Raw genomic sequence first — 19,992 nt, forward strand, 5'->3', positions numbered from 1 at the left:
TCTCTTATCTGCTAAAATGTCTAATTCCAGCCGTTATTCCTAAATCAACTATGTAGCTGAACATCATCAATATCCCAACTACAACTATAACTATCAATGTTTTTCTAACAAGTTCATTTAACGTCGGCCAACTAACTTTTTTCATTTCAGAAACTACATTTTTTAGAAATCTTACCATTAATTGCACTCCTCCTTTTAGAAATTTTCCATATCTAATAAATTATAACACAGTATAATCTATAAGTCTATATATTCCAATCATATTAAATCATCTACGCTGTGTAACATTATATCAAATTTTATAACTATTCGCAACACGTTACTATAATTAGTAAGTATAAAAATTTATTTACTAAATATTAACACCACTTTCCAACACCATATTTCATCCATAATTATAAAATACTAAATTATGGGTTGTCTTTTATCAAATTTTTTACCAACCCATTCCTTATTCATTATAAACTTTCTTTTTATTTCATCATACCTGCTTGTAGCTGATACATTTTATAATATGTTCCTTGTTTTTCCAACAGTTGTTTATGAGTACCAGATTCAATAATTGTACCTTTATCAAGCACATAGATACAATTTGCATCTTGAATAGTTGATAATCTATGTGCTATTGCTATAGTAGTACGACCTTTTCTCATTTTTGCAAGTGATCGTTGAATTGTTTCTTCTGTTCCCGAATCAATATTAGCTGTTGCTTCATCTAATATTAAAATTTTAGGTTTAAGAGCAACTGTTCTTGCAAAAGCAAGTAATTGACGCTCCCCGCTTGAAAAAGTTGAACCACGTTCCGCTACTTTGTTTTGATACTTATCAGGGAGTTTTTCTATAAATTCGTCGGCATCTACAAATTTAGCCGCTTCTTGTACATCAGAAATTGTTAAATTATCTTGATACATCTTTATATTACTTTCTATTGTTCCATGATATAAAAAAGGCTCTTGCAACACTAAACCAATGTTTTTTCGCAATTCACTCATTGAATATTCTTTTATATTTTGTCCATCAATGAGTATTTCTCCATGTTTAAATTCATAAAAACGTAAAAATAAATTTATTATTGATGACTTCCCTGAACCTGTTGAACCGACAAAGGCAATTGTTTCTCCTTTATTAACTTTAAATGAAATATTTTTAAGAACATCTTTTTTACCGTCATAAGAAAAACTTACGTTTCTAAATTCAATATTCCCACATTTTATTTTATAATCTTTATCTTGTTGTTTGGGTTCATAATCTTCATTATCAATTAATTCAAATACACGTTTAGCCGCAATAATTGACGCTTGAAGAACAGAAAAGTTTTGCATAAGTTCTATTAAAGGATTAAACAACTGATTAGTATATTGTATAAAAGCGTAAATTAACCCTGCACTAAAAATTGAATTTTGCCATGTGAAACCGAAATAAGATAAAATTACCGCATAAGCCAACACTTTAAAAAGCGCCATTGCCGGACGTAGAAACAAAGTGTCTACCACTAACCATTTATCTGTATAATATAAATGTTCTCTGTTAATTTCTTCAAATTCTGATAATAATCTATTTTCTTGATTAAAAACCTGAATTATTCTCATTCCTTCTATGCTTTCAGACAATCTGCTATTCAAAGAACTTAACTTTTCCCTTGTAATGGCCACTAATTTACCGGATATTCTTTGATAAAAATATATTGATCCTAACATTATCGGAATAAATATAATCATCAAAACGGTAAGTTGAACACTTAATGTCAACATAGTGGTAATTGTTACAGTAAACATTAATATCGAATTCAAAAAATTAGAAAAAATGGTTCCAAACATATCAGCTACAGCTTGAGTATCATTCGTTACTCTTGATACCACAGCCCCAACGGGTGTTTTATCAAAATAAGCCATCCCAAGTTTTTGAAGATGTTCAAAACTTTCATTTCTTAAATCTCTTACAACACTTTGAGCCACCTTTGCAAAGAAATATTCACCAATAAAAGATAAAATAACACGAAGTAAAAACAATCCATAATAAACTATTAGAAGATAAATCCCTGATCCGGCTAAAGTTTTTGTTATATAGTTATCTATGTAATATCTAGCAATCAACGGAATTGCGGTTGTTATCAATGTCGTAGATAATATAAAAAATAATGCTACTAATGTTAAAACTTTATATCTTAACATATAACCAAGCAATCTGAAAAATACTGATTTTGTTTTCATTATAGATACTCTCCTTTCAGTTTTTCCTCTAGTTGCTGGTTGTTGTACGTTTCTTTATACCAACCATCTTTACTTAATAGTTCTTCATGTGTACCACGCTCAATAATTTCACCTTCACTCATAACCAGTATTAAATCAGCATGAACTACCGCTGATAAACGATGAGCTGTAATTATCGTCGTTTTACCTTTTCGTTCTTCTTTTAAATTATTTAAAATTATATTTTCCGTTTTAGCATCAACCGCTGATAACGAATCATCTAATATCAAAATCTCAGGACTCATTATTAAAGCTCTACTCATTGCCAAGCGTTGCTTTTGTCCACCGGAAAGTGAAATTCCTTTTTCTCCAATAATTGTATCGAAACCATCAGTCATATTTATTATATCTTCATATACTCCACACAACTTTGCAACATTTTCTACTTGTTTATCTGTAAAATTATTATCCGCAAAACGAATATTTTCTTTAATACTCATGGCAAAAAGCATCTGCTCTTGAGGAACATAACCCATTAGGCTTCGTAAATCACTCAGTTTATATTTTTTTATATTAATATCATCTATCTTAATCTCACCTTTTTTTACATCATATTCCCTTAGAAGTAATTTTAGTAAAGTCGTCTTACCTGAACCCGTCACACCAACAATACCAAGCGTTTGCCCTTTACTTAAAGTAAAATTAATATTAGATAGCACCTGTTTATCTGAATAAGAAAAACTCTCTATATTATATTCTATTCTCATACCTTGCGGTTTATAACGTACATTCTCTGTTTCTACAACCTCACTTCGTTCAGCAAGTAAATTTTCTATACGAGAATAAGAAACTTCTCCTCGTTCCGCTATATAAAATAAATAACCGATTGCTTGAAGCGGCCAAATAAGCATATCTAAATATGTTATAAATGTTATCAATTCTCCAACGGTTAAATTACCACGATGAATAAAAATTCCTCCGAATACCAAAGTTAGCATATAAGAAAAACCGATAAATATCAAAACCATTGGACTAAACAAAGCACTATATCTGGCTGCTGTAATATTTTTATCAAATACTACAGCATTTATTTTATTAAAAGATATGCTCTCACTTTTTTGATAACCGAAAGATTTTGTCACCCTAACACCGGATACACTCTCTTGTACTTTATTATTTAAGTCTGAAAATGCTTCCTGTGAATCCCTAAAACTCCTATGACTTTTTTTTGCCAATTTCCCTGTGAAATACGCTAAAAACGGGAGTGGAATAATCGCTATTAGTGTTAATTTAGCGTTTAACATAAAAAACATTGAAAACAATGTAACAAGTGCTGTTATGCTCGCATCAACGGCAGACATAACACCTACACCGCTCGCCATAGATACAGCATTTACATCATTTGTTGCATGAGCCATCAAATCCCCAGTACGATATTTTTGGTAAAATGATGGTGACATTTTTGTAAAATGCTGAAATAATCTGAAACGTAAAATTCTTGCAAGATTATTAGCGGCACCAAAAATACATATTCTCCATACATATCTTAATCCGTACATAATAAAAGCGGAAGCGATTAGATAAATTAAATTTACAATTAATTCATTAGACGTTAATGTTTTTTCCCCTATTGAATCTACTACATTTCCAATCACTTTAGGAGGAATTAAATTAAAAATACTAACAAATCCCAGAGATAATATTCCGATTATATATCTTTTCTTTTCTAATTTAAAAAACCAGCTTAAACGTTTTGCAAAATTCATATAATTCCTTTCAATAATGATACTTTCATCATTTCTTTCGTATTTTAGTTATGAAAAAGATCATTTTAAACTAAGTTATTTGAAAATTGAACTTTCTAATAATAACTTATAAAATATTTAATATTTTCTAAACTACGTAATTTTTAATAATAATGTATCCATAATTATAGCATATATCTATTTTGGTTTCATTAGTCTTTTTTGAAAAAATTTTCAATGGAAAATAAACAATTAATTTGGAAATTTTCTACTAATTTTATATATTCTACACATAATTAATAAACTATTCATTATTCTATAATTTTTAATATTTGTACCAAAAAATACTTTATATCCTTATAATATTATTATAAATTTTTCCTTTATTAAAAATTAATCTTTATCAAATGCTATATATTTTTTATTGTAAGATTTTTAGTATCGTATTATAATTATAAATAATAATTATTGGAGGTAAACTATAATGAAACTATACTTGGCAGGTGCATTATTCAATGAAGCGGAAGTCGCTCAACGTCTTAAAGAAGGACGTTTACTAAAAGAACATTTTAAAAATAAACTAACAATTTACAACCCTATTGAACAGCCCTTTAACGAAAATAAACAATCACTACCAACGCCACAAGATATTTTTACAGGGGATACTATAGCAGTAAAAGAATGTGATATTTTTCTTGCCGACGTTACAAATGAGGATAGTGGTGTAATGGTTGAACTCGGTTTAGCAATCGCCCTAGAGAAAAAAATTATTGCAATCAATTCGGATATAAGACTAAAATCTTCAAATAAATACAGTATCCCCAGCTACGCTATGAATCACTATGTTCTCGGCGGGATATTAAAACATGGTAAATTAGTATATAATTTCCAAGAAGCAATAGAGGAATTAGATAACTTATTTTGTTTAAAAGCATAAAGCTAATAAATTTAATCTAAAAATTAAAAATTTTAATAGAATTTGTTATGCGTAGCGGTTTATCGATTTGGGAATTTACTTTAAAGAACTTTTCCTAAATCTAATAAACTGTGCGAAGCAATTCTAAAAAACTGATTTCTAATAAAATTACGATTTTTTAATCGCTATATATTTACATATAATCTAACGCTGAATTATCTATCGTTATTGTTATTTTTTGTGTAGCATAGCTTTCTTCAAAATAATTATTAATATATTTCAAAAGTGGATAAAGTTTTTTATAATCAACTTCTTGAAATCTAATAGCTATGTTAAATTTATACTCGTTATTTATTTTATAAAATATACTTTTATTTGGTCCAAGAATATTTTTATCACCGTATTTTTCTTTTAAAAAATTATAAATTGATTTCGCAACAAAACTCACCTTTTCTTCGTCGTATCCTTTTATGGTAATAAACGAAATATTACAAAACGGTGGATAATTTATTAATTTTCTCCTTTTTAATTCGTAATTATAAAAATCTTTATAACTATGTTTTATAGCAAAGTCAATAATACTACTGGAAACATTAGTTTGAAAAATTACTTCCCCCGTTTTTTCACTTCTCCCCGCTCTTCCTGCCGTTTGCACAAGAAGTTGGAATAGTTTTTCATTTGCTTTAAAACTGGGAATAGCGATAAGAGAATCTATTGATAAAACTCCTACTAAAGTTATATTTGGAAAATCCAATCCTTTTGAAATCATTTGTGTACCTAAAAGTATGTCCGATTTATGCTCTCTAAAATCCGTAAGGAGTTTTTCGTAAGCACCTTTTTTCCCCGTAGTATCTGAATCCATTCTTGTAATTCTAACATCTTCTATATTTTCCCTTAAATATTCTTCAACACGTTGAATACCATAATTCCCGGATACAAGTTCCGGATTGTCGCAACATTTTTTTATATTTGCTATTTTTTTATGAAAACCGCAAAAATGACATCTCAATGAATTATCATGTTTATGATAGTTTAAACTTATATCACAATTTTCACAAGTATACATATGACCGCAAGAAAAACAACGAATATAGTTTGTATATCCACGCTTATTCATAAGAAGTAAAATTTGTTCATTCTTTGAAATTTTTTCTTTTATTTTGTTCAATAATTTTTTAGAAATTACCTCTTCTTTATCATGAACATGAAGTACCTCTACTTTAGGCAATACATTATTAAATCTTTGTGTTAATGTTAATAAATTGTTGGGGTTATTTTTTTCAAAACGATAATATAAATCAATAGATGGTGTAGCACTGGCATACACTACACTGCACTTATTATAAATCGCACGTTTCTTTGCAATATCTTTTGCTTCATAACGTGGATTATCTGACTGTTTATAACTATTCTCATGTTCCTCATCAATAATAATAAGTCCTAATTTTTCAAACGGTGCAAAAATCGCCGAACGGGTTCCAAGACAAATTTTTGCCTTACCGTCTTTAATTTTCTTCCATTCTAAAAATTTTTCTCGTGCTGTCAATCTTGAATGAATTACCACAACATTATTTCCGAAAATTTTTTTAAATTTTTTCTCAATCTGTGGTGTTAAAATAATTTCAGGAACAAGGATTATAGCCTCTTTCCCAAGATTTAAAACTTCTTCAACCAATTTCAAATAAATTTCTGTTTTTCCTGAACCGGTGATACCATGGAGTAAATATTCATTAAATTTATTTTTATCTAAATTACACTGAATTTTATCAAAAATTTCTTTTTGATAAATACTTAATTTATTTAGATTTGTATAGTTGCCATCCATTTTTTCTTCTTTTTCAATTTCAACTATTTTTATAATATTATTATCTAAAAGTTTCTTAACTACCGAAACTCCAATATCCAAGATTTCCTTTACTTTATTTTTTTTAATCTTTTTATTTTGTTTTAAATATGCTACTAAAATTTTCTGTTTTTGAGTAAGTTTCTTATCATGATAATCTGCTAACTCCAAAAATAATTCAATTTCTTTATTGTTATTTTCTTTTATTTTACTAATTAATTTTATAGCTTTTACCGACAGTAAATATCCTATCTCCTGCTTGGAAAATAATTTTTCAAATTTTTTCTTTTCTATCAAATTATCTTTAAAATGTTTTTCGTAATCTATTAAAAGGGTTTTATTAGCATCTAATAACTCATAATATTCTATATATTTATTTTTTAAAATAGTTGGCACTATAGTTTCAATAACTTGTATTCTGGTACAAAAAAGTTCATTAGCCATCACTTTTGAAAGAAGTAACATTTCTTTAGTTAAAATAGGAAAATTATCTTTCAAGCGTTTTATATATTTAAACTCTGAAATTTCCCCGTTATACCGTTCAAAAATATTTATTACATATCCCTGAACTATTCTCGTACCAAAAGGGACTTCTACTCTGTAACCTATAATGTCTTCTCCACGTAATTCTTTCGGAATTAAATAATAAAAAGTTTTATCTACATTATAAGCATTAATATCTACTATTACTTCTGCAAACATATATACCTCCTTTCTTGATTATTAAACACCGAGCAAAAAATAAATTACCCAGTGTTTTAATTTACTACTCAAGTATATTAACAAGTTCTTGTGCTATATTTTCTTTTGAAGTCATATCTATTTTTTTTATATTTTCAAATTTATCAATTATATATACTTCATTATTATCTGAAGCAAAACCAATACCTTCTTTTGAAATATCATTAGCAACAATATAGTCAAGATGTTTTTTTATTATTTTTTCTTTAGCATACTCCAATATATTATGGGTTTCGGCAGCAAAACCAACAACAACCTGTTTATCTTTTTTATTTTCTCCGACATACTTTAATATATCTTCCGTTCTTTTAAACTCCATAGTTAAATTTCCGTTTTGTTTTTTTACTTTTTTATCATAAGTTACCACAGGTGTATAATCGGATACTGCCGCTGCTTTTATAACTATATCATATTCTGAAAAGTTATTTTTGACGGCTTCAAACATATCATGAGTATTAACTATTTTTATTATTTTTATATTTTTATTTATAGGAACATAATTCACTCCGGTAATTAGTAAAACCTCTGCACCGCGCTTAGCAAACGCTTCTGCAATGGCTATACCCATTTTACCGCTTGAAGGATTGGTAATACAACGAAACGGATCAATAAACTCTTTAGTAGGTCCGGCAGTCACCAAAATCTTTTTATTTATTTTTTTTTCTTCTGAAAAAACACATTGGAGTATTTTCTGGATATCCGGAAACTTTCCACGACCGATATCTCCACACGCAAGAAGTCCAAAATCAGGTTCAATAAAATTAAAACCAAGATTACTTAATTTTTTTATATTTTCCTGAATAATAAGATTTGTATACATATTTGTATTCATCGCAGGTACTATATATACCTTACTAGAATCTTTTACCGCAAGAATTAAAGACGTTGCCAGATCGTCCGCAATGCCATTAGCCATTTTAGAAATAATATTCGCCGTTGCAGGAGCAATAATAATTTTATCAGCCCATTTCCCTAAATCTATATGTTGAATTTCTTTCTCATTAACTTCGTCAAAAGTATCACTATAAACTCTATTTTTTGTCAAAGTTTGAAAAGGTAACTCCGTGACAAATTTCTTGGCATTATTCGTTAGAATAACTTTTACGTTATTTTCTTTTTTTATTAAACTACTTGATAAATCAATTGCTTTATAAGCAGCAATTCCACCCGAAACTATCAATAATATATTCATCTTGCTCTCCTATAAAAATATCTTTAATATAAATCTTGTTCTTTACTATGCCCAGGGCCAAATACTGCCAATTCCAATTTTGATAATCGTTTTAATATATCAAGATTTGTTACTTGTTGCGGTCGCTCCTCTTTATTGGTGTTTTTAATGGCTTCTATTTTAATTTTCAAATTTTGATTTTCTATTTCCAACTCTTTTATCTTCGTCAATAACTTATCCAATTTCATATAATCTTCAATGATTAAATCTAAATAATCATTAACATCGTCTTCACTATATCCTTTAGAACGACTTTTTTTGAACTCTTTTTCGTAAATATTTTTCGCTGTCAAATTAAGTTCTACACTCATCTTTTATCTCCTTTAATTATAAAATTCATTAAAATATGAAACACAACTAACCAAGTATAATGGAGCTGTTTCAGCACGTAAAATTCTTTTCCCTAATCCTATAGTTTTATAATCAGCATTTCTAAAATTACTTATTTCATTTTCAGAAAGACCACCTTCGCTACCAAAAACGGCAAGAATAGATTTTTTATTTAGGTCGCTACATAATAAATTTTTTAAATTAATATTGTCAATATTAGTCGACTCCTTCTCATATGCTACTACCTTATAATCCATATTTTTACCATAGCTAATTAATTCTTGCAAACTATCAACATAGATAATATTTGGTATTAAATTTCTTTTTGATTGTTCTGCTGCTTCTTTTATAATTTTCTCCCAGCGTTGTATCTTATTTTCAATTTTATCTTTTTTTATTTTGGCAATATTTCTTTCGGAGTTAAACAATACAATATTAGTAACTCCCAACTCCGTTAATTTTTGGATTAAGTATTCTATTTTATCACTTTTTAATGGTGGTATGGCAACTGTAATTTCTACCGTTAATTCATTACTTGTATATATTCTTTCAAAAGGTTCTACCACCACACCATCAATTTTACTATCTATAATATTACATATATACTTTATTTTTTCTTTAAATACAATATAAACCTTATCATTTTCTTTTTTTCTCATAATTCTTACAATATGATTACTATCATCTTTAGATAAAGTATATCTCCCATATTCATCAAATAATTCATCTACAAAATATTGTTGCATAACTTCTCCTGATAATTTTCTCTATATGTACAATTTTACTCCATTATAACATTTAAAGCAATATAATAATTTTATCCTTAACTTGACGGCTAATTTAAATTAGCTTATAATATAATTAGTTAATTCTGATTAGCCAAAAGGAGAAGGACATGAATACAAAAGAAAAAATACTTTCCGAAGCCTTGAAACTTTTTGCCCAAAAAGGTTATTCTGACGTTTATGTCAAAGATATTGCGATGATGGTCAATATTAAGGCACCAAGTTTATATAAACATTTTAAAAATAAGCAGGAAATTTTCGATAATTGCATTAAAACCTTTTATGAAAAGATGAATAAAAAGAGAAATACACTTCTTTTACCGAAAAACTCTGTCGATAATGAAATATATTTACATAAAAGTCGGACGGATATCATTCATATCGCACAAGAATTATTTGAATTTTATCTATTAGATGAGATTGCCTCAAACTTTAGAAAAATGCTTCTTATTGACCGCTACAAAGATCACAACATCAATCGTCTATATGAACAAATTTTTATTGATGACCCTATCTCCTATCAGATAGAAGTGTTTTCTCTACTACTATCGTCAAATAAAGTAAAGTTTGGAAACGCAACGGATATGGCAAACGCATTTTACTCACAAATCTATTTTTTACTTCAAAAATATGACGAAAAAAAAGAAAAATTAGAAGATGCTAAGAAGGAAATTGAGATATTTATAAATGTATTCTGTAATATTTGGGGGATAAAAGAATGAAATGGTTAAAAATCACACTGCTATTTATTGTAATTTTAGGAATTTTATATGTACTTAGTACATCATTACGCTTAAAAAGTGACCTAAAGGAAGCTAAGAAAAAGCTAGATAACTACCGTCCTAACCAAATGAACTTATCTTATGGAAATATTGAATATCTTGATATTGGAGCCGGAGAAACCCTGCTTGTTTGTCATGGAATATTTGGAGGTTTTGATCAAGGCTATGAAAGTGTAAAAAATTTCTCTAATAATTACAGAATTATTTCCCCCTCACGATTTGGATACCTTAATAGTGACATATTAGGAAACGGTACCCCAAAAGAGCAATGTAAAGCATATGTAGAACTTTTAGATAAATTAAATATTGAAAAGGTATTTATCGTAGGGGAATCTGCCGGAGGAACTGTAGCTATTCGATTTGCCCTAGATTATCCTAATAGATGTAAGGGACTCATTCTATATAGCTCTGCAATGCCTGAAACTAAAAAACCGGAAAAAATAAACTTACATCAAGCTCCGCCTGATTTTTTGTGTAATAATTTAGCCATGTATTTAGTCAGCCCATTTTTTAAAAGTACAATGGGTATGGACAGCAGTGTAGTTAAAACGATGTTACCAATTAATAAAAGAAGCACAGGAGTTAAAATAGATGGTAAGATCACAAACCCTGATATGGCGATCAACTATGATGATTATACCGTTGAAACAATAAAAGTTCCCATATTGGTTCTCCAAGCTAAAGATGACAAGCTAACAAAATATGATAAGTTTATTGATTCTGTTAAGAGATTCGATAATATCACATTAAAAGTATTTAATAGCGGCGGTCATCTTTTAGTCGGGCATGACGAGGAAATAAGGAAAACTGTATCTCATTTCATCTATCAAGCAAATCATAATAACTAATTGATTTATGATAATCAACGCAAAAGAAGATTGTACAAAAGTATAATTTTCTCGATCCTATACACCACTATTATAATATACAGCCAAAAAAGCTACATCGAAGAGATGCAGCTTTCATACTTATTATCTACTAGTTGGAATATAACCATCTATATGTTCTTTTGCTAATTGTTCATGTTCTTCATAAGTTTTTGAGAAATAGGCTTTTCCATCTTTTGAGGCATGAAGGAAATATATATACTCTGTATCCTCAGCATTGTTTAACGCCTTAAACGATACCGAACCAACAGAGGCGATAGGTCCCGGTGGTAACCCTTTAGTAACATAAGTGTTATATGGTGATTGAAGCGTTAATTCTTTTTGCGTAGGTGCTCCTGTTAATTTATCTGCTGCATAATTGGCTGACGGATCTGTTTGAAGCAACATACCTTTTGCTAACCTATTAAGAAATACACTTGCTATTTTAGTATTCTCTCCATCTTTGGTAGATTCTTTTTCCAAAATACTCGCCATTGTAATATATTCATGAATAGATATTTGTTTATCTTTACCTGCAATATTCCAAACACGTTTATTTTCTTTATATAATGGAACTATTTTCTCGTTAGCTACACTTACCATTTTGGTAATTAGAGTTTCTGCGGTTTCATTATCATCCAAAGTATAAACAGCAGGATATAAATAACCTTCTAAAGCATATTTTATATTTTTTCCATAAATATCGTTCGTTATCAGTTCAGGAAATTTCTCTTTAAGTTTACCGATAAATTTTGCATCGTTTACTTTTTCTAAAAATTCTTCTGCATTTATTTTCTTAGTTTTTTCCAAATTCTGAGCGATTTTTAAAATACTATCACCTTCTATTACAGCAAAAGTATTTCCTGCACGTGCTTTATCTTTAGTTCCTAATTCTTCCATTATTTGCGATACACTCATACTTGGTTTTAAGTTAAACGTACCTACATAAAACGATAAACTCGGTTTCATCTTTGCATATAACTTAAATATGGCAGCATCTCTTATTAATCCCTTATTTTTTAATTCTTCAGCAATTTTTTGACTTCCATAACTCTCTTTTACTTCTATTTGAATATCGTTATTATTGCTTTTATCTACAGGTGTTAATCCGTAATAAAAATATGAAAGAAAAGCAACCGCAGCGACTAATAATAATGTGAAAAATACAGAAAGTATTCCCCCTTTTTTATTTTTCTTATTTTTTTTTCTTAATTCATTCCTGCGTCTTATTTTATCTTCTCTCATTTTTTACTCACTTTCGTCATAGTAGAAAGTATCGAATACTTCAGAAATCATATCATATTCTTCATCAGTTTCAACAGGTTCAAATCTTACATTATCATCATCTTCCACACAAATCATAGGAAAAATGCTAATTTCTTCCTCATCAATAGTTTCTTCTTCTGCAAAAATATAATAAAGATTTCCATTAGTTGGATTAGTAAATTCTAAAATTTTACGATATTCTTTTTCTTCACCTTCTAATGTACTTAATGTATAAATTTCTTCCGTATTGTCTATATTAATTTTTTTAAAATCTTTTTCCTGCATAATAATTACCTCGTTATTTTATTAATTTAATTTATCCAAATAGGTTTGCAATATCAATACTGCTGCCATTTTATCGATAACATTTTTTCTTTTTTTTCTGGAAACATTCGCCTCTAACAGTACTCTATTAGCTCCCATAGTAGTAAGTCTCTCATCTTGAAGTATAATTTCAACATTTTTTATTTTCTTTTTTAACACCTCTACAAAATATAAAGTTGCTTCTCCTCGAAATCCAACAGAGTTATCCATATTTTTAGGTAAACCAACTACAATTTTTCCAACATTATACTCAGCTACCAGTTCTTTTATTCTTTTAATTTTAAAATCTTTTATTTGTTCGTTAATATTTATAGTTTCAACACCTTGGGCGGTAAAGCCTAATAAATCACTTACCGCAACACCAATAGTTTTAGAACCGTAATCAAGTCCCATTATTCTCTTATCTAGCATCTATGACTCCTGAATAAAAAAGTGTAATAAATATTCTAATAGATCATCCATCTCTATCAATCTAATTTGCTCACGTGCATGATTATCCCTTGGAATATATATCGGATCTCCCGTTTTAATATATCCCATTAATTGATTTATAGGATCATAACCTTTCGATTTTATTGTAAGAACAACATTTTTCAAAATAGAATGGATATCTTTTTTATCATACAGACTGTTGTCAAATAGTCTTGTTTCATCAAAATTCGTCATAATCTACCTCCGATTATACTAACTCTACAATAATCCCTACTGCTTTTTCTCCTGTATGAGTTGAAATAGCAGGCGTTGTAGTCATTATATCTTCATCTTTTACAACATAATCTAACTCATCTTTAACTTCTTTTTTTATTAATTCAACATATTCATCCGCCAAAGCATTAGGTAGGCTTATTCTCTTAATAGATCGTTCACCTTTTTCATCTATTATTTTTTTTATTAAAGCGTGTACTAATTTTTTTTTACCACGAACTTTGTCAACCGCAATCAGTTCCGTTTCCTTCAACTGTGTCAATACTTTTATATTTAATAAACCTCCAATAAGGGCTGCTGATTTGCTAAGCCTTCCTCCTTTTACAAGATTATCTAAATTATCTATAGTAACAAAGGTTAATATATTTTTCGCTTTTTCTCTAAGTTTTGCAGCCACTTTTTCCAGAGGAATATTTTCTGAAAGTTCTTTTATGGCTTCTTCTAATAGATAAACCATACCCCTTGTCGTTGTTTTTGTATCAACCACATAAATATCTTTAAATTCTGCTCCTGCTGATAATGCCGTATTGTATGTTCCGCTAAGTGCCGAAGATATGGTAAGAACTAATAATTTATATCCTTCTTTTGTCCATTTTTCAAATACTTTCAAAAAACTTCCAAGTGCCGGTTGGCTGGTAGAAAATTCATTTGCCGTTCTCATTTTTACTATATATTCATCATTGGCAATTGTTTTATAATTGTAGTCAACGCCATCAATAGTCATTGTCAAAGGCACAACTTCAACATCATATTTATCAATCTCGTCAAAGGTTAAATCACTTGTTGAGTCAATAACTATTTTTACCTTTTCCATCTATTTTCCCTCTTTTCTTTTGTAGTGTAAAAATGAATAGTCAAATTCATTATCATCATCTTTTTTGAAATCTTTTTTTTCAATAAGTTCCCACTCTTCTAAAGAAAAATCCGGAAACTTCGTATCAGTATTTGCTACTGTTTCTACTTCCGTCACAAACATCTCGTCACAAATATCAAAATATTTATTATATATTGCTCCGCCGCCAAAGATAAATACGTTTTTTGTTTTTATATTCTCAAGAATTTTTTTATCATCGCTAAAAACTTCTATATTTTTATAATCACCAAGTACCTCCGGATTTCTTGTTAAAACCCTGTTAACTCTATTAGGTAAGGCTCGTCCTATGCTTTCCAGTGTCTTTCTTCCCATAATAATAGTCTGACCTGTTGTCAACTCTTTAACTCTCAGCATATCATTTTTAATTCGCCAAGGAATAGTATTTTCATTACCAATACCTTTTTCTTTATCATATGCCACTACTAATGATATCATGATAACTCCCCTTTCTATACAGCAATAGGTGCTTTTATAAATGGATGACTTTCATAATCAACAACTTTAACATCTTCTATTTTTAAATCAAAAATACTTTCAAAATCAGCAATTTCTAAACTTGGTAAAGGAAAGGGTGTTCTTGACATCTGTTCTTTTACTTGATCAAAATGATTATTATAAATATGAGCATCTCCCAACGTATGAACAAATTCTCCAACTTCCAATCCACATTCTTTCGCAATTAAAATAGTTAGTAACGAATATGAAGCAATATTAAAAGGTACTCCTAAAAAAACATCACCACTTCTTTGATAAAGTTGACAACTCAACTTTCTATCATTCACATAAAATTGAAATAAAGAGTGACACGGCGGTAATGCCATGGTATCTACTTCTGCAGGATTCCAAGATGAAACAATTAACCGGCGAGAGTTAGGATTTGTTTTAATTTGTTCCACAACATTTTTCAACTGATCTACTCCATTAAAATTTCTCCATTGTTTTCCATATACATTCCCAAGATTTCCATATTTATCAGAAAATTCTTCATCATTAAGTATTCTTTCTTTAAATAAAGACATTTGCTCCTTGTATTGCTTATTAAAATCCGTATCAATTAGTGATTTATGCCCAAAATCCGTCATATTCGGGCCGTTATATTCATCACTTTCCACCCATTTTTTAAATGCCCATTCATTCCAAATATTATTTTTATTCTCTAATAAAAATTTAATATTAGTATCACCTTTTATAAACCAAAGAAGTTCCGACCATACTAAATTAAAATTTACTTTTTTAGTTGTGAGTAACGGAAATCCTTTTGTCAAATCAAACTTCATTTGATAACCAAATATACTTTTTGTCCCTACACCGGTTCTATCCGATTTTTGCGTTCCTTTTTCTAAAATTTCTTTACATAAATCTAAATATTGTCTATCTGCCACGCTTATTCTCCATTATGCTTTATAATTATTTTCTTTTAAGTACGTCGCCAACTCTTTTATTTTCTCCAAAGAATCACGCCCTAAATGGTGTTCAATTCCCTCTACTTCTTCATACACTTTTTCTTCATGAACACCGATTATTCGAAGAAAATCTTCCAAAAGTTCGTGTCGTGTAAGAGCATACTCTCCCATATCATGTCCTTTTTTAGTAAGAGCTATTCCACGATATTTTTCATAAACTATATATCCTTCAACGTCTAATTTCTTCAACATTTTTGTCACTGTAGACGGATAAACATTCAAATGTTCTGCAATATCTGCAGATCGTGCATATCCTTTATTTTGTACAAGCGAATATATTATCTCAATATAATCTTCCATTGTTGGAGTTGCTTTTGCCATATATATATATTTACCTCCTATAAAATTTTAAATGGTGATTTTTCAACTTCTGATTTTAAAGCTTCAACCTCTAACTTCAATAAATAAGTTTGCAATAACTCTTTTACCAAATGCTCTGAAAAATGACCAATATCTATTATATTTTTTTTCATTTCAATAGCATCAAGTGCTACATGATAACCGACATCACCTGTTAAGTACACATCTACTTCCGGTAAGTCATAAATAAAATCACCACCGCTGCCGCCTAATAATGCTACTGTTTTTATATTTTTTTTATTACCTATTACAGCACTAACACTAGATAATTCAAATTTTTCTTTTAAATAAAAAATAAATCTTTCAAAAGAAATTTCTTTTTTTAAATCACCATATCTTCCTAGTCCGGCATCGGTATCTAATTTGTGTTCAAAAAGAACTTTAATATTATTTAACTCCAATTTTTTAGCTAAATAATCATTAAGTCCTAAACTTGCTGAATCCAAATTTGTATGAAATGAAATTACTGAAATATCGTTCTGAATTAATAGTTTTATTATATTTGATTTAAAATCATCCGAAAAGTTTAATGATTTTATCGGTTTAAAAATAAGCGGATGATGAGAAACAATTAAATCTATTTTTTTTTCAATCGCTTCTTTTACCACTTGTGTCGTCACATCAAGACAAACTAATACTTTAGTAACTTCATTATTATAATCTCCCAACATTAAACCAACATTATCCCATTTTTCAGCCAGTTTAACATTTGCAAATTTATTTAAATGATTATAAACATCTGCTACGGTCGGCATATTTATCCTCCTATTTCATCATTCATACTATTATAACATTTTATAAAAAAATTTGCTAGAAGACAACTTAATTGTAACAAAAATAAAATATTTATATTATTTTATGAAAACTAATCCTAATTCTTCTTTATTACCATTAAAAATATTTTTGTGAATAAATACATATTAACAATTAACTCCCCTAAAACTAATTTATGTTTTAGGGGAGCAATTGTTATATACTATATTTCTTTACCGTTTGACAAATATACACGTGGAACTCTTGTATGGATAGCACATAATATTTCATAACTTATAGTATTTTGATAGTCTGCAAAATCATCAATAGATAATTTTTTATTATTGCATTCTCCAAAGAATAATACATCATCTCCTACCTTTATATTTTCCGAACATCTAACCATTAATTGATCCATACATACTCGTCCAACAATTTCGCAAAGCTCATCGCCCACTATTATCTTATACCCTTGAGCACAACGAAGCAAACCATCAGCATAACCTATTGGAATAGTTGCTATATATTCATCTTCTTTAGCTTCATAAGTAGAACCGTACCCTACTTTACTTCCTTTTTTAATTTTTTTAACATGAGTTACTTTACTAACAAGACTTGCAACTGTTTCTAATTTTATACCATATAATTTCTCTATATTACTACTTGGATATTCACCATAAAGAGATATACCGACCCTTACTAGTTGATAGTCAGCGTGACAATTATGATATTTTATTGTACCTGCTGAGTTATCTAAATGGATATAAGTAGGTTTTTTTGTAAAAGTAGATAGTAAATCATTAAACTTATCTATTTGTTGGTTATCATAGATATTATTTTCTCCATCTGCTTGTGCAAAGTGAGAAAATACTCCTTCAAATATTATTTTCTCAGATTTTAAAAGATTGTCAACGTGTCTCAGTTCTTCTTTATCAAAAATTCCGATTCTATTCATTCCTGTTTCCAGTTTTACATGTACTTTTAATTTTGAATTATTTTTTACAGCAGATATAGCTTGTGTTAACCAATCTTCTGAAGGACAACATAATGACACATTATTTTCAATAGCATAATTTACATTTAAAGGATTAGTTACACCTAATACTAAAATAAGTCCATCTTTTATTTTTTTTCTTAATTCTATTGCTTCTTCTAATGTGGCAACAGCAAAATATCTTGCTCCATTATCGTATAAAAGTTCTGATATTTTATCAGCTCCTAAACTGTATGAATTTGCTTTTACTACAGCAATAACTTTTTTATCACCTGCTAATTCAACAAATTTTTTATAATTATTTAAAACAGCGTCTAAATTAACGATTAATTTTGTGGGTCTATCATTTATCATTTTCTACTCCTATCTTTTATTAAATTATAACACAATTAAACTATTTTTTAAATTTTTTATGTAATTCTTTATAGAATAATAAACCTATAACTGTAAGTCCTATTCCTCCCAATGCTAATGTAGTTTGAGAAATAAGGGTACTTATTAAAGTATAACCACCACCTAAAATAGCAATTATAGGAATAATCGGATATAACGGTACTTTATATGGACGTTCCAAATCGGGATCTTTTTTTCGTAAAATTATTACCGCAAGAAATGTTGCAGTGTAAAAAAACCACATTACAAAGACTAAAAGATCTGTTAGCATATCAAAACTTCCGGTTAACATCATAAGCCCCGCTAAAATTAAAAGTAATATTCCTGAATTTACCGGTATAGCTTCTTTATTCAGCTTTGTCCAAATATTTTTAAAAGGAATTTGATCACTTTTTGCCATAGCATATGGAACACGAATCCCAGCCATCGTAAAACCGTTAATCGCTCCGTAAACACTAATTAATATTCCTATTGTTAAAATCTTACCACCCAAACCGCCAAATAATTTGGCTGCCACTTCGCTTGCTACTGTTTGATTTCCTGAAATATGATCTAACGGAAGACTTAATAAATATGCAACATTAATAAGTACGTATATAGCCATTACAACAGCTAATCCTAAAAAAATTGCTTTTGGTAAATCTTTTTTAGGATTTTTCATTTCTCCTGCCATGCTACCTACATTCGTCCATCCTTCATAAGCGAACATAGCTGCAAGTAAAGCACCACCTAATCCTCCGGCAAAGGAAATATCTTTTCCTGCTTCTACCGGAAATAATTGTAGTGGTTGTGAATCCTTTTGTAAAAGTCCAAAAAGTATAATTGCAATTAATGGTATCAATTTACAAATAGTTGCTACCGTTTGAATAATACCACCTGTTTTCCCACCTAAAAAATTCAAAAACATCAAAGAAGCAGCTACCAAAAATGCGATAGGAATATGCCACACTTTATCTAAATTTAATAAGTTTAAAACTTGTGTTGAAAAAATAACAGAAAGGGCAGCTATCATTGCAGGAAAATAAATAACCGACTGTGCCCACCCTAGTAAAAAGGCGGCTGTTTTTCCATATGCTCTTTCTATCCAAACAACCATTCCACCAACTTCGGGTATAGATGCGGCAAGTTCAGCTACAGTCAATCCCGCACAGATAGTAATTACCCCTGCTAAAATCCATGCGAGTAACCCTAAACTCATTGTTCCGGTGGTTTTATATATAATAGCAGCTTTAAAAAATACCCCTGCTCCTATTACCGACCCTATTACCGGCATAAATGCCGGTAAAAATCCTATTGTTTTTTTTTAATTCATTCATAATATAAACCTCCTTTAATTTTTTATGAAATCGCTTTACGCGATTATATTATATATTATTTTTCATAAAAAATAAAGTGAAATAGTTAAAAAAAATTATATATAACAGTTTTACAA

Annotated in this window: 21 protein-coding genes; 3 read left to right on the plus strand and 18 right to left on the minus strand. The window is 29.0% G+C overall.

Annotation, left to right across the window (positions count from 1 at the left end):
* Window positions 1-4: 4 nt before the first annotated feature.
* From secE to HMPREF1983_RS01865, 3 genes are all read right to left on the minus strand, one after another.
* Window positions 5-178, minus strand: coding sequence for a preprotein translocase subunit SecE (gene secE / locus HMPREF1983_RS01855; protein WP_021752586.1), 174 nt, complete (start codon window positions 176-178; stop codon window positions 5-7).
* A gap of 295 nt (window positions 179-473) precedes the next feature.
* Window positions 474-2,210 (minus strand): ABC transporter ATP-binding protein, encoded by a 1,737-nt coding sequence (locus HMPREF1983_RS01860; protein ID WP_021752587.1) that lies wholly within the window; start codon window positions 2,208-2,210, stop codon window positions 474-476.
* Complete coding sequence (locus tag HMPREF1983_RS01865; protein ID WP_021752588.1) at window positions 2,210-3,955, minus strand: ABC transporter ATP-binding protein; 1,746 nt, start codon at window positions 3,953-3,955, stop codon at window positions 2,210-2,212. The genes HMPREF1983_RS01860 and HMPREF1983_RS01865 overlap by 1 nt, the downstream gene beginning before the upstream one ends.
* Before the next feature lie 463 nt (window positions 3,956-4,418).
* Here HMPREF1983_RS01865 and HMPREF1983_RS01870 point away from each other — a divergent pair, with 463 nt between their 5' ends.
* The gene (locus tag HMPREF1983_RS01870) at window positions 4,419-4,871 is read left to right on the plus strand and encodes a nucleoside 2-deoxyribosyltransferase (protein ID WP_021752589.1); all 453 of its coding nucleotides are present in this window, start codon (window positions 4,419-4,421) and stop codon (window positions 4,869-4,871) included.
* A 172-nt stretch (window positions 4,872-5,043) separates the two neighbouring features.
* Here HMPREF1983_RS01870 and priA read toward each other — a convergent pair whose 3' ends face one another.
* The 4 genes from priA to HMPREF1983_RS01890 all read right to left on the minus strand — a co-directional run bounded on the left by priA (window position 5,044) and on the right by HMPREF1983_RS01890 (window position 9,741).
* A complete protein-coding gene (priA, locus tag HMPREF1983_RS01875) occupies window positions 5,044-7,395 on the minus strand; it encodes a replication restart helicase PriA (RefSeq protein ID WP_021752590.1) in 2,352 nt (783 codons plus the stop codon).
* Window positions 7,396-7,459: 64 nt separating this feature from the next.
* Window positions 7,460-8,626 carry a bifunctional phosphopantothenoylcysteine decarboxylase/phosphopantothenate--cysteine ligase CoaBC gene (gene coaBC, locus HMPREF1983_RS01880; RefSeq protein ID WP_021752591.1) on the minus strand — a complete coding sequence of 389 codons (1,167 nt, stop codon included), beginning with the start codon at window positions 8,624-8,626 and terminating at the stop codon, window positions 7,460-7,462.
* Window positions 8,627-8,649: 23 nt separating this feature from the next.
* Window positions 8,650-8,976, minus strand: coding sequence for a DivIVA domain-containing protein (locus tag HMPREF1983_RS01885; RefSeq protein ID WP_021752592.1), 327 nt, complete (start codon window positions 8,974-8,976; stop codon window positions 8,650-8,652).
* A 12-nt stretch (window positions 8,977-8,988) separates the two neighbouring features.
* Window positions 8,989-9,741, minus strand: coding sequence for an RsmE family RNA methyltransferase (locus HMPREF1983_RS01890; RefSeq protein ID WP_021752593.1), 753 nt, complete (start codon window positions 9,739-9,741; stop codon window positions 8,989-8,991).
* 149 nt (window positions 9,742-9,890) lie between these two features.
* Here HMPREF1983_RS01890 and HMPREF1983_RS01895 point away from each other — a divergent pair, with 149 nt between their 5' ends.
* Complete coding sequence (locus HMPREF1983_RS01895; RefSeq protein WP_021752594.1) at window positions 9,891-10,502, plus strand: TetR/AcrR family transcriptional regulator; 612 nt, start codon at window positions 9,891-9,893, stop codon at window positions 10,500-10,502.
* Window positions 10,484-11,410 (plus strand): alpha/beta fold hydrolase, encoded by a 927-nt coding sequence (locus HMPREF1983_RS01900; RefSeq protein WP_211225807.1) that lies wholly within the window; start codon window positions 10,484-10,486, stop codon window positions 11,408-11,410. Before HMPREF1983_RS01895 ends, HMPREF1983_RS01900 begins: the two co-directional genes overlap by 19 nt.
* A 123-nt stretch (window positions 11,411-11,533) precedes the next feature.
* On the opposite strand, the gene mltG is transcribed toward HMPREF1983_RS01900, so the two are convergent.
* The 11 genes from mltG to HMPREF1983_RS01955 form a co-directional block, all read right to left on the minus strand.
* Window positions 11,534-12,673, minus strand: a complete 1,140-nt coding sequence (gene mltG, locus HMPREF1983_RS01905) for an endolytic transglycosylase MltG (protein ID WP_021752596.1) — start codon at window positions 12,671-12,673, stop codon at window positions 11,534-11,536.
* Window positions 12,674-12,676: 3 nt separating this feature from the next.
* Window positions 12,677-12,979 (minus strand): DUF1292 domain-containing protein, encoded by a 303-nt coding sequence (locus HMPREF1983_RS01910; RefSeq protein WP_021752597.1) that lies wholly within the window; start codon window positions 12,977-12,979, stop codon window positions 12,677-12,679.
* A gap of 21 nt (window positions 12,980-13,000) precedes the next feature.
* On the minus strand, window positions 13,001-13,429 hold the full coding sequence (gene ruvX, locus HMPREF1983_RS01915; protein ID WP_021752598.1) for a Holliday junction resolvase RuvX: 429 nt from the start codon (window positions 13,427-13,429) through the stop codon (window positions 13,001-13,003).
* Window positions 13,430-13,684: an IreB family regulatory phosphoprotein gene (locus HMPREF1983_RS01920; RefSeq protein ID WP_021752599.1), complete on the minus strand. Its 255-nt coding sequence runs from the start codon at window positions 13,682-13,684 to the stop codon at window positions 13,430-13,432.
* A 13-nt stretch (window positions 13,685-13,697) separates the two neighbouring features.
* A complete protein-coding gene (locus HMPREF1983_RS01925) occupies window positions 13,698-14,537 on the minus strand; it encodes a DegV family protein (RefSeq protein ID WP_021752600.1) in 840 nt (279 codons plus the stop codon).
* Window positions 14,538-15,032, minus strand: a complete 495-nt coding sequence (locus tag HMPREF1983_RS01930; RefSeq protein ID WP_021752601.1) for a dihydrofolate reductase — start codon at window positions 15,030-15,032, stop codon at window positions 14,538-14,540. It abuts the gene before it with no gap.
* A gap of 14 nt (window positions 15,033-15,046) precedes the next feature.
* On the minus strand, window positions 15,047-15,979 hold the full coding sequence (locus tag HMPREF1983_RS01935; RefSeq protein ID WP_021752602.1) for a thymidylate synthase: 933 nt from the start codon (window positions 15,977-15,979) through the stop codon (window positions 15,047-15,049).
* Window positions 15,980-15,991: 12 nt separating this feature from the next.
* A complete protein-coding gene (gene mntR, locus HMPREF1983_RS07865; protein WP_021752603.1) occupies window positions 15,992-16,381 on the minus strand; it encodes a transcriptional regulator MntR in 390 nt (129 codons plus the stop codon).
* Window positions 16,382-16,398: 17 nt separating this feature from the next.
* The gene (locus HMPREF1983_RS01945) at window positions 16,399-17,175 is read right to left on the minus strand and encodes a Nif3-like dinuclear metal center hexameric protein (RefSeq protein WP_021752604.1); all 777 of its coding nucleotides are present in this window, start codon (window positions 17,173-17,175) and stop codon (window positions 16,399-16,401) included.
* Between the two features lie 221 nt (window positions 17,176-17,396).
* On the minus strand, window positions 17,397-18,521 hold the full coding sequence (gene alr, locus HMPREF1983_RS01950) for an alanine racemase (RefSeq protein WP_021752605.1): 1,125 nt from the start codon (window positions 18,519-18,521) through the stop codon (window positions 17,397-17,399).
* Between the two features lie 40 nt (window positions 18,522-18,561).
* Window positions 18,562-19,833 carry an APC family permease gene (locus HMPREF1983_RS01955; RefSeq protein ID WP_021752606.1) on the minus strand — a complete coding sequence of 424 codons (1,272 nt, stop codon included), beginning with the start codon at window positions 19,831-19,833 and terminating at the stop codon, window positions 18,562-18,564.
* Between the last annotated feature and the right edge of the window lie 159 nt (window positions 19,834-19,992).

This window comes from Gemella bergeri ATCC 700627, assembly GCF_000469465.1.
GTDB classification, from domain to species: domain Bacteria; phylum Bacillota; class Bacilli; order Staphylococcales; family Gemellaceae; genus Gemella; species Gemella bergeri.

Excerpts from the sequence above, each read along its gene's own strand:
- alr (WP_021752605.1), bottom strand. The coding sequence starts at position 18,521 with ATGATAAATGATAGACCCACAAAATTAATCGTTAATTTAGACGCTGTT.
- HMPREF1983_RS01910 (WP_021752597.1), bottom strand. The coding sequence starts at position 12,979 with ATGCAGGAAAAAGATTTTAAAAAAATTAATATAGACAATACGGAAGAA.
- HMPREF1983_RS01870 (WP_021752589.1), top strand. The coding sequence starts at position 4,419 with ATGAAACTATACTTGGCAGGTGCATTATTCAATGAAGCGGAAGTCGCT.
- mntR (WP_021752603.1), bottom strand. The coding sequence starts at position 16,381 with ATGGCAAAAGCAACTCCAACAATGGAAGATTATATTGAGATAATATAT.
- HMPREF1983_RS01885 (WP_021752592.1), bottom strand. The coding sequence starts at position 8,976 with ATGAGTGTAGAACTTAATTTGACAGCGAAAAATATTTACGAAAAAGAG.
- secE (WP_021752586.1), bottom strand. The coding sequence starts at position 178 with ATGGTAAGATTTCTAAAAAATGTAGTTTCTGAAATGAAAAAAGTTAGT.
- coaBC (WP_021752591.1), bottom strand. The coding sequence starts at position 8,626 with ATGAATATATTATTGATAGTTTCGGGTGGAATTGCTGCTTATAAAGCA.
- HMPREF1983_RS01895 (WP_021752594.1), top strand. The coding sequence starts at position 9,891 with ATGAATACAAAAGAAAAAATACTTTCCGAAGCCTTGAAACTTTTTGCC.
- HMPREF1983_RS01925 (WP_021752600.1), bottom strand. The coding sequence starts at position 14,537 with ATGGAAAAGGTAAAAATAGTTATTGACTCAACAAGTGATTTAACCTTT.
- ruvX (WP_021752598.1), bottom strand. The coding sequence starts at position 13,429 with ATGCTAGATAAGAGAATAATGGGACTTGATTACGGTTCTAAAACTATT.
- HMPREF1983_RS01930 (WP_021752601.1), bottom strand. The coding sequence starts at position 15,032 with ATGATATCATTAGTAGTGGCATATGATAAAGAAAAAGGTATTGGTAAT.
- HMPREF1983_RS01860 (WP_021752587.1), bottom strand. The coding sequence starts at position 2,210 with ATGAAAACAAAATCAGTATTTTTCAGATTGCTTGGTTATATGTTAAGA.
- HMPREF1983_RS01955 (WP_021752606.1), bottom strand. The coding sequence starts at position 19,833 with ATGCCGGTAATAGGGTCGGTAATAGGAGCAGGGGTATTTTTTAAAGCT.
- priA (WP_021752590.1), bottom strand. The coding sequence starts at position 7,395 with ATGTTTGCAGAAGTAATAGTAGATATTAATGCTTATAATGTAGATAAA.
- HMPREF1983_RS01890 (WP_021752593.1), bottom strand. The coding sequence starts at position 9,741 with ATGCAACAATATTTTGTAGATGAATTATTTGATGAATATGGGAGATAT.
- HMPREF1983_RS01920 (WP_021752599.1), bottom strand. The coding sequence starts at position 13,684 with ATGACGAATTTTGATGAAACAAGACTATTTGACAACAGTCTGTATGAT.
- HMPREF1983_RS01865 (WP_021752588.1), bottom strand. The coding sequence starts at position 3,955 with ATGAATTTTGCAAAACGTTTAAGCTGGTTTTTTAAATTAGAAAAGAAA.
- HMPREF1983_RS01945 (WP_021752604.1), bottom strand. The coding sequence starts at position 17,175 with ATGCCGACCGTAGCAGATGTTTATAATCATTTAAATAAATTTGCAAAT.
- mltG (WP_021752596.1), bottom strand. The coding sequence starts at position 12,673 with ATGAGAGAAGATAAAATAAGACGCAGGAATGAATTAAGAAAAAAAAAT.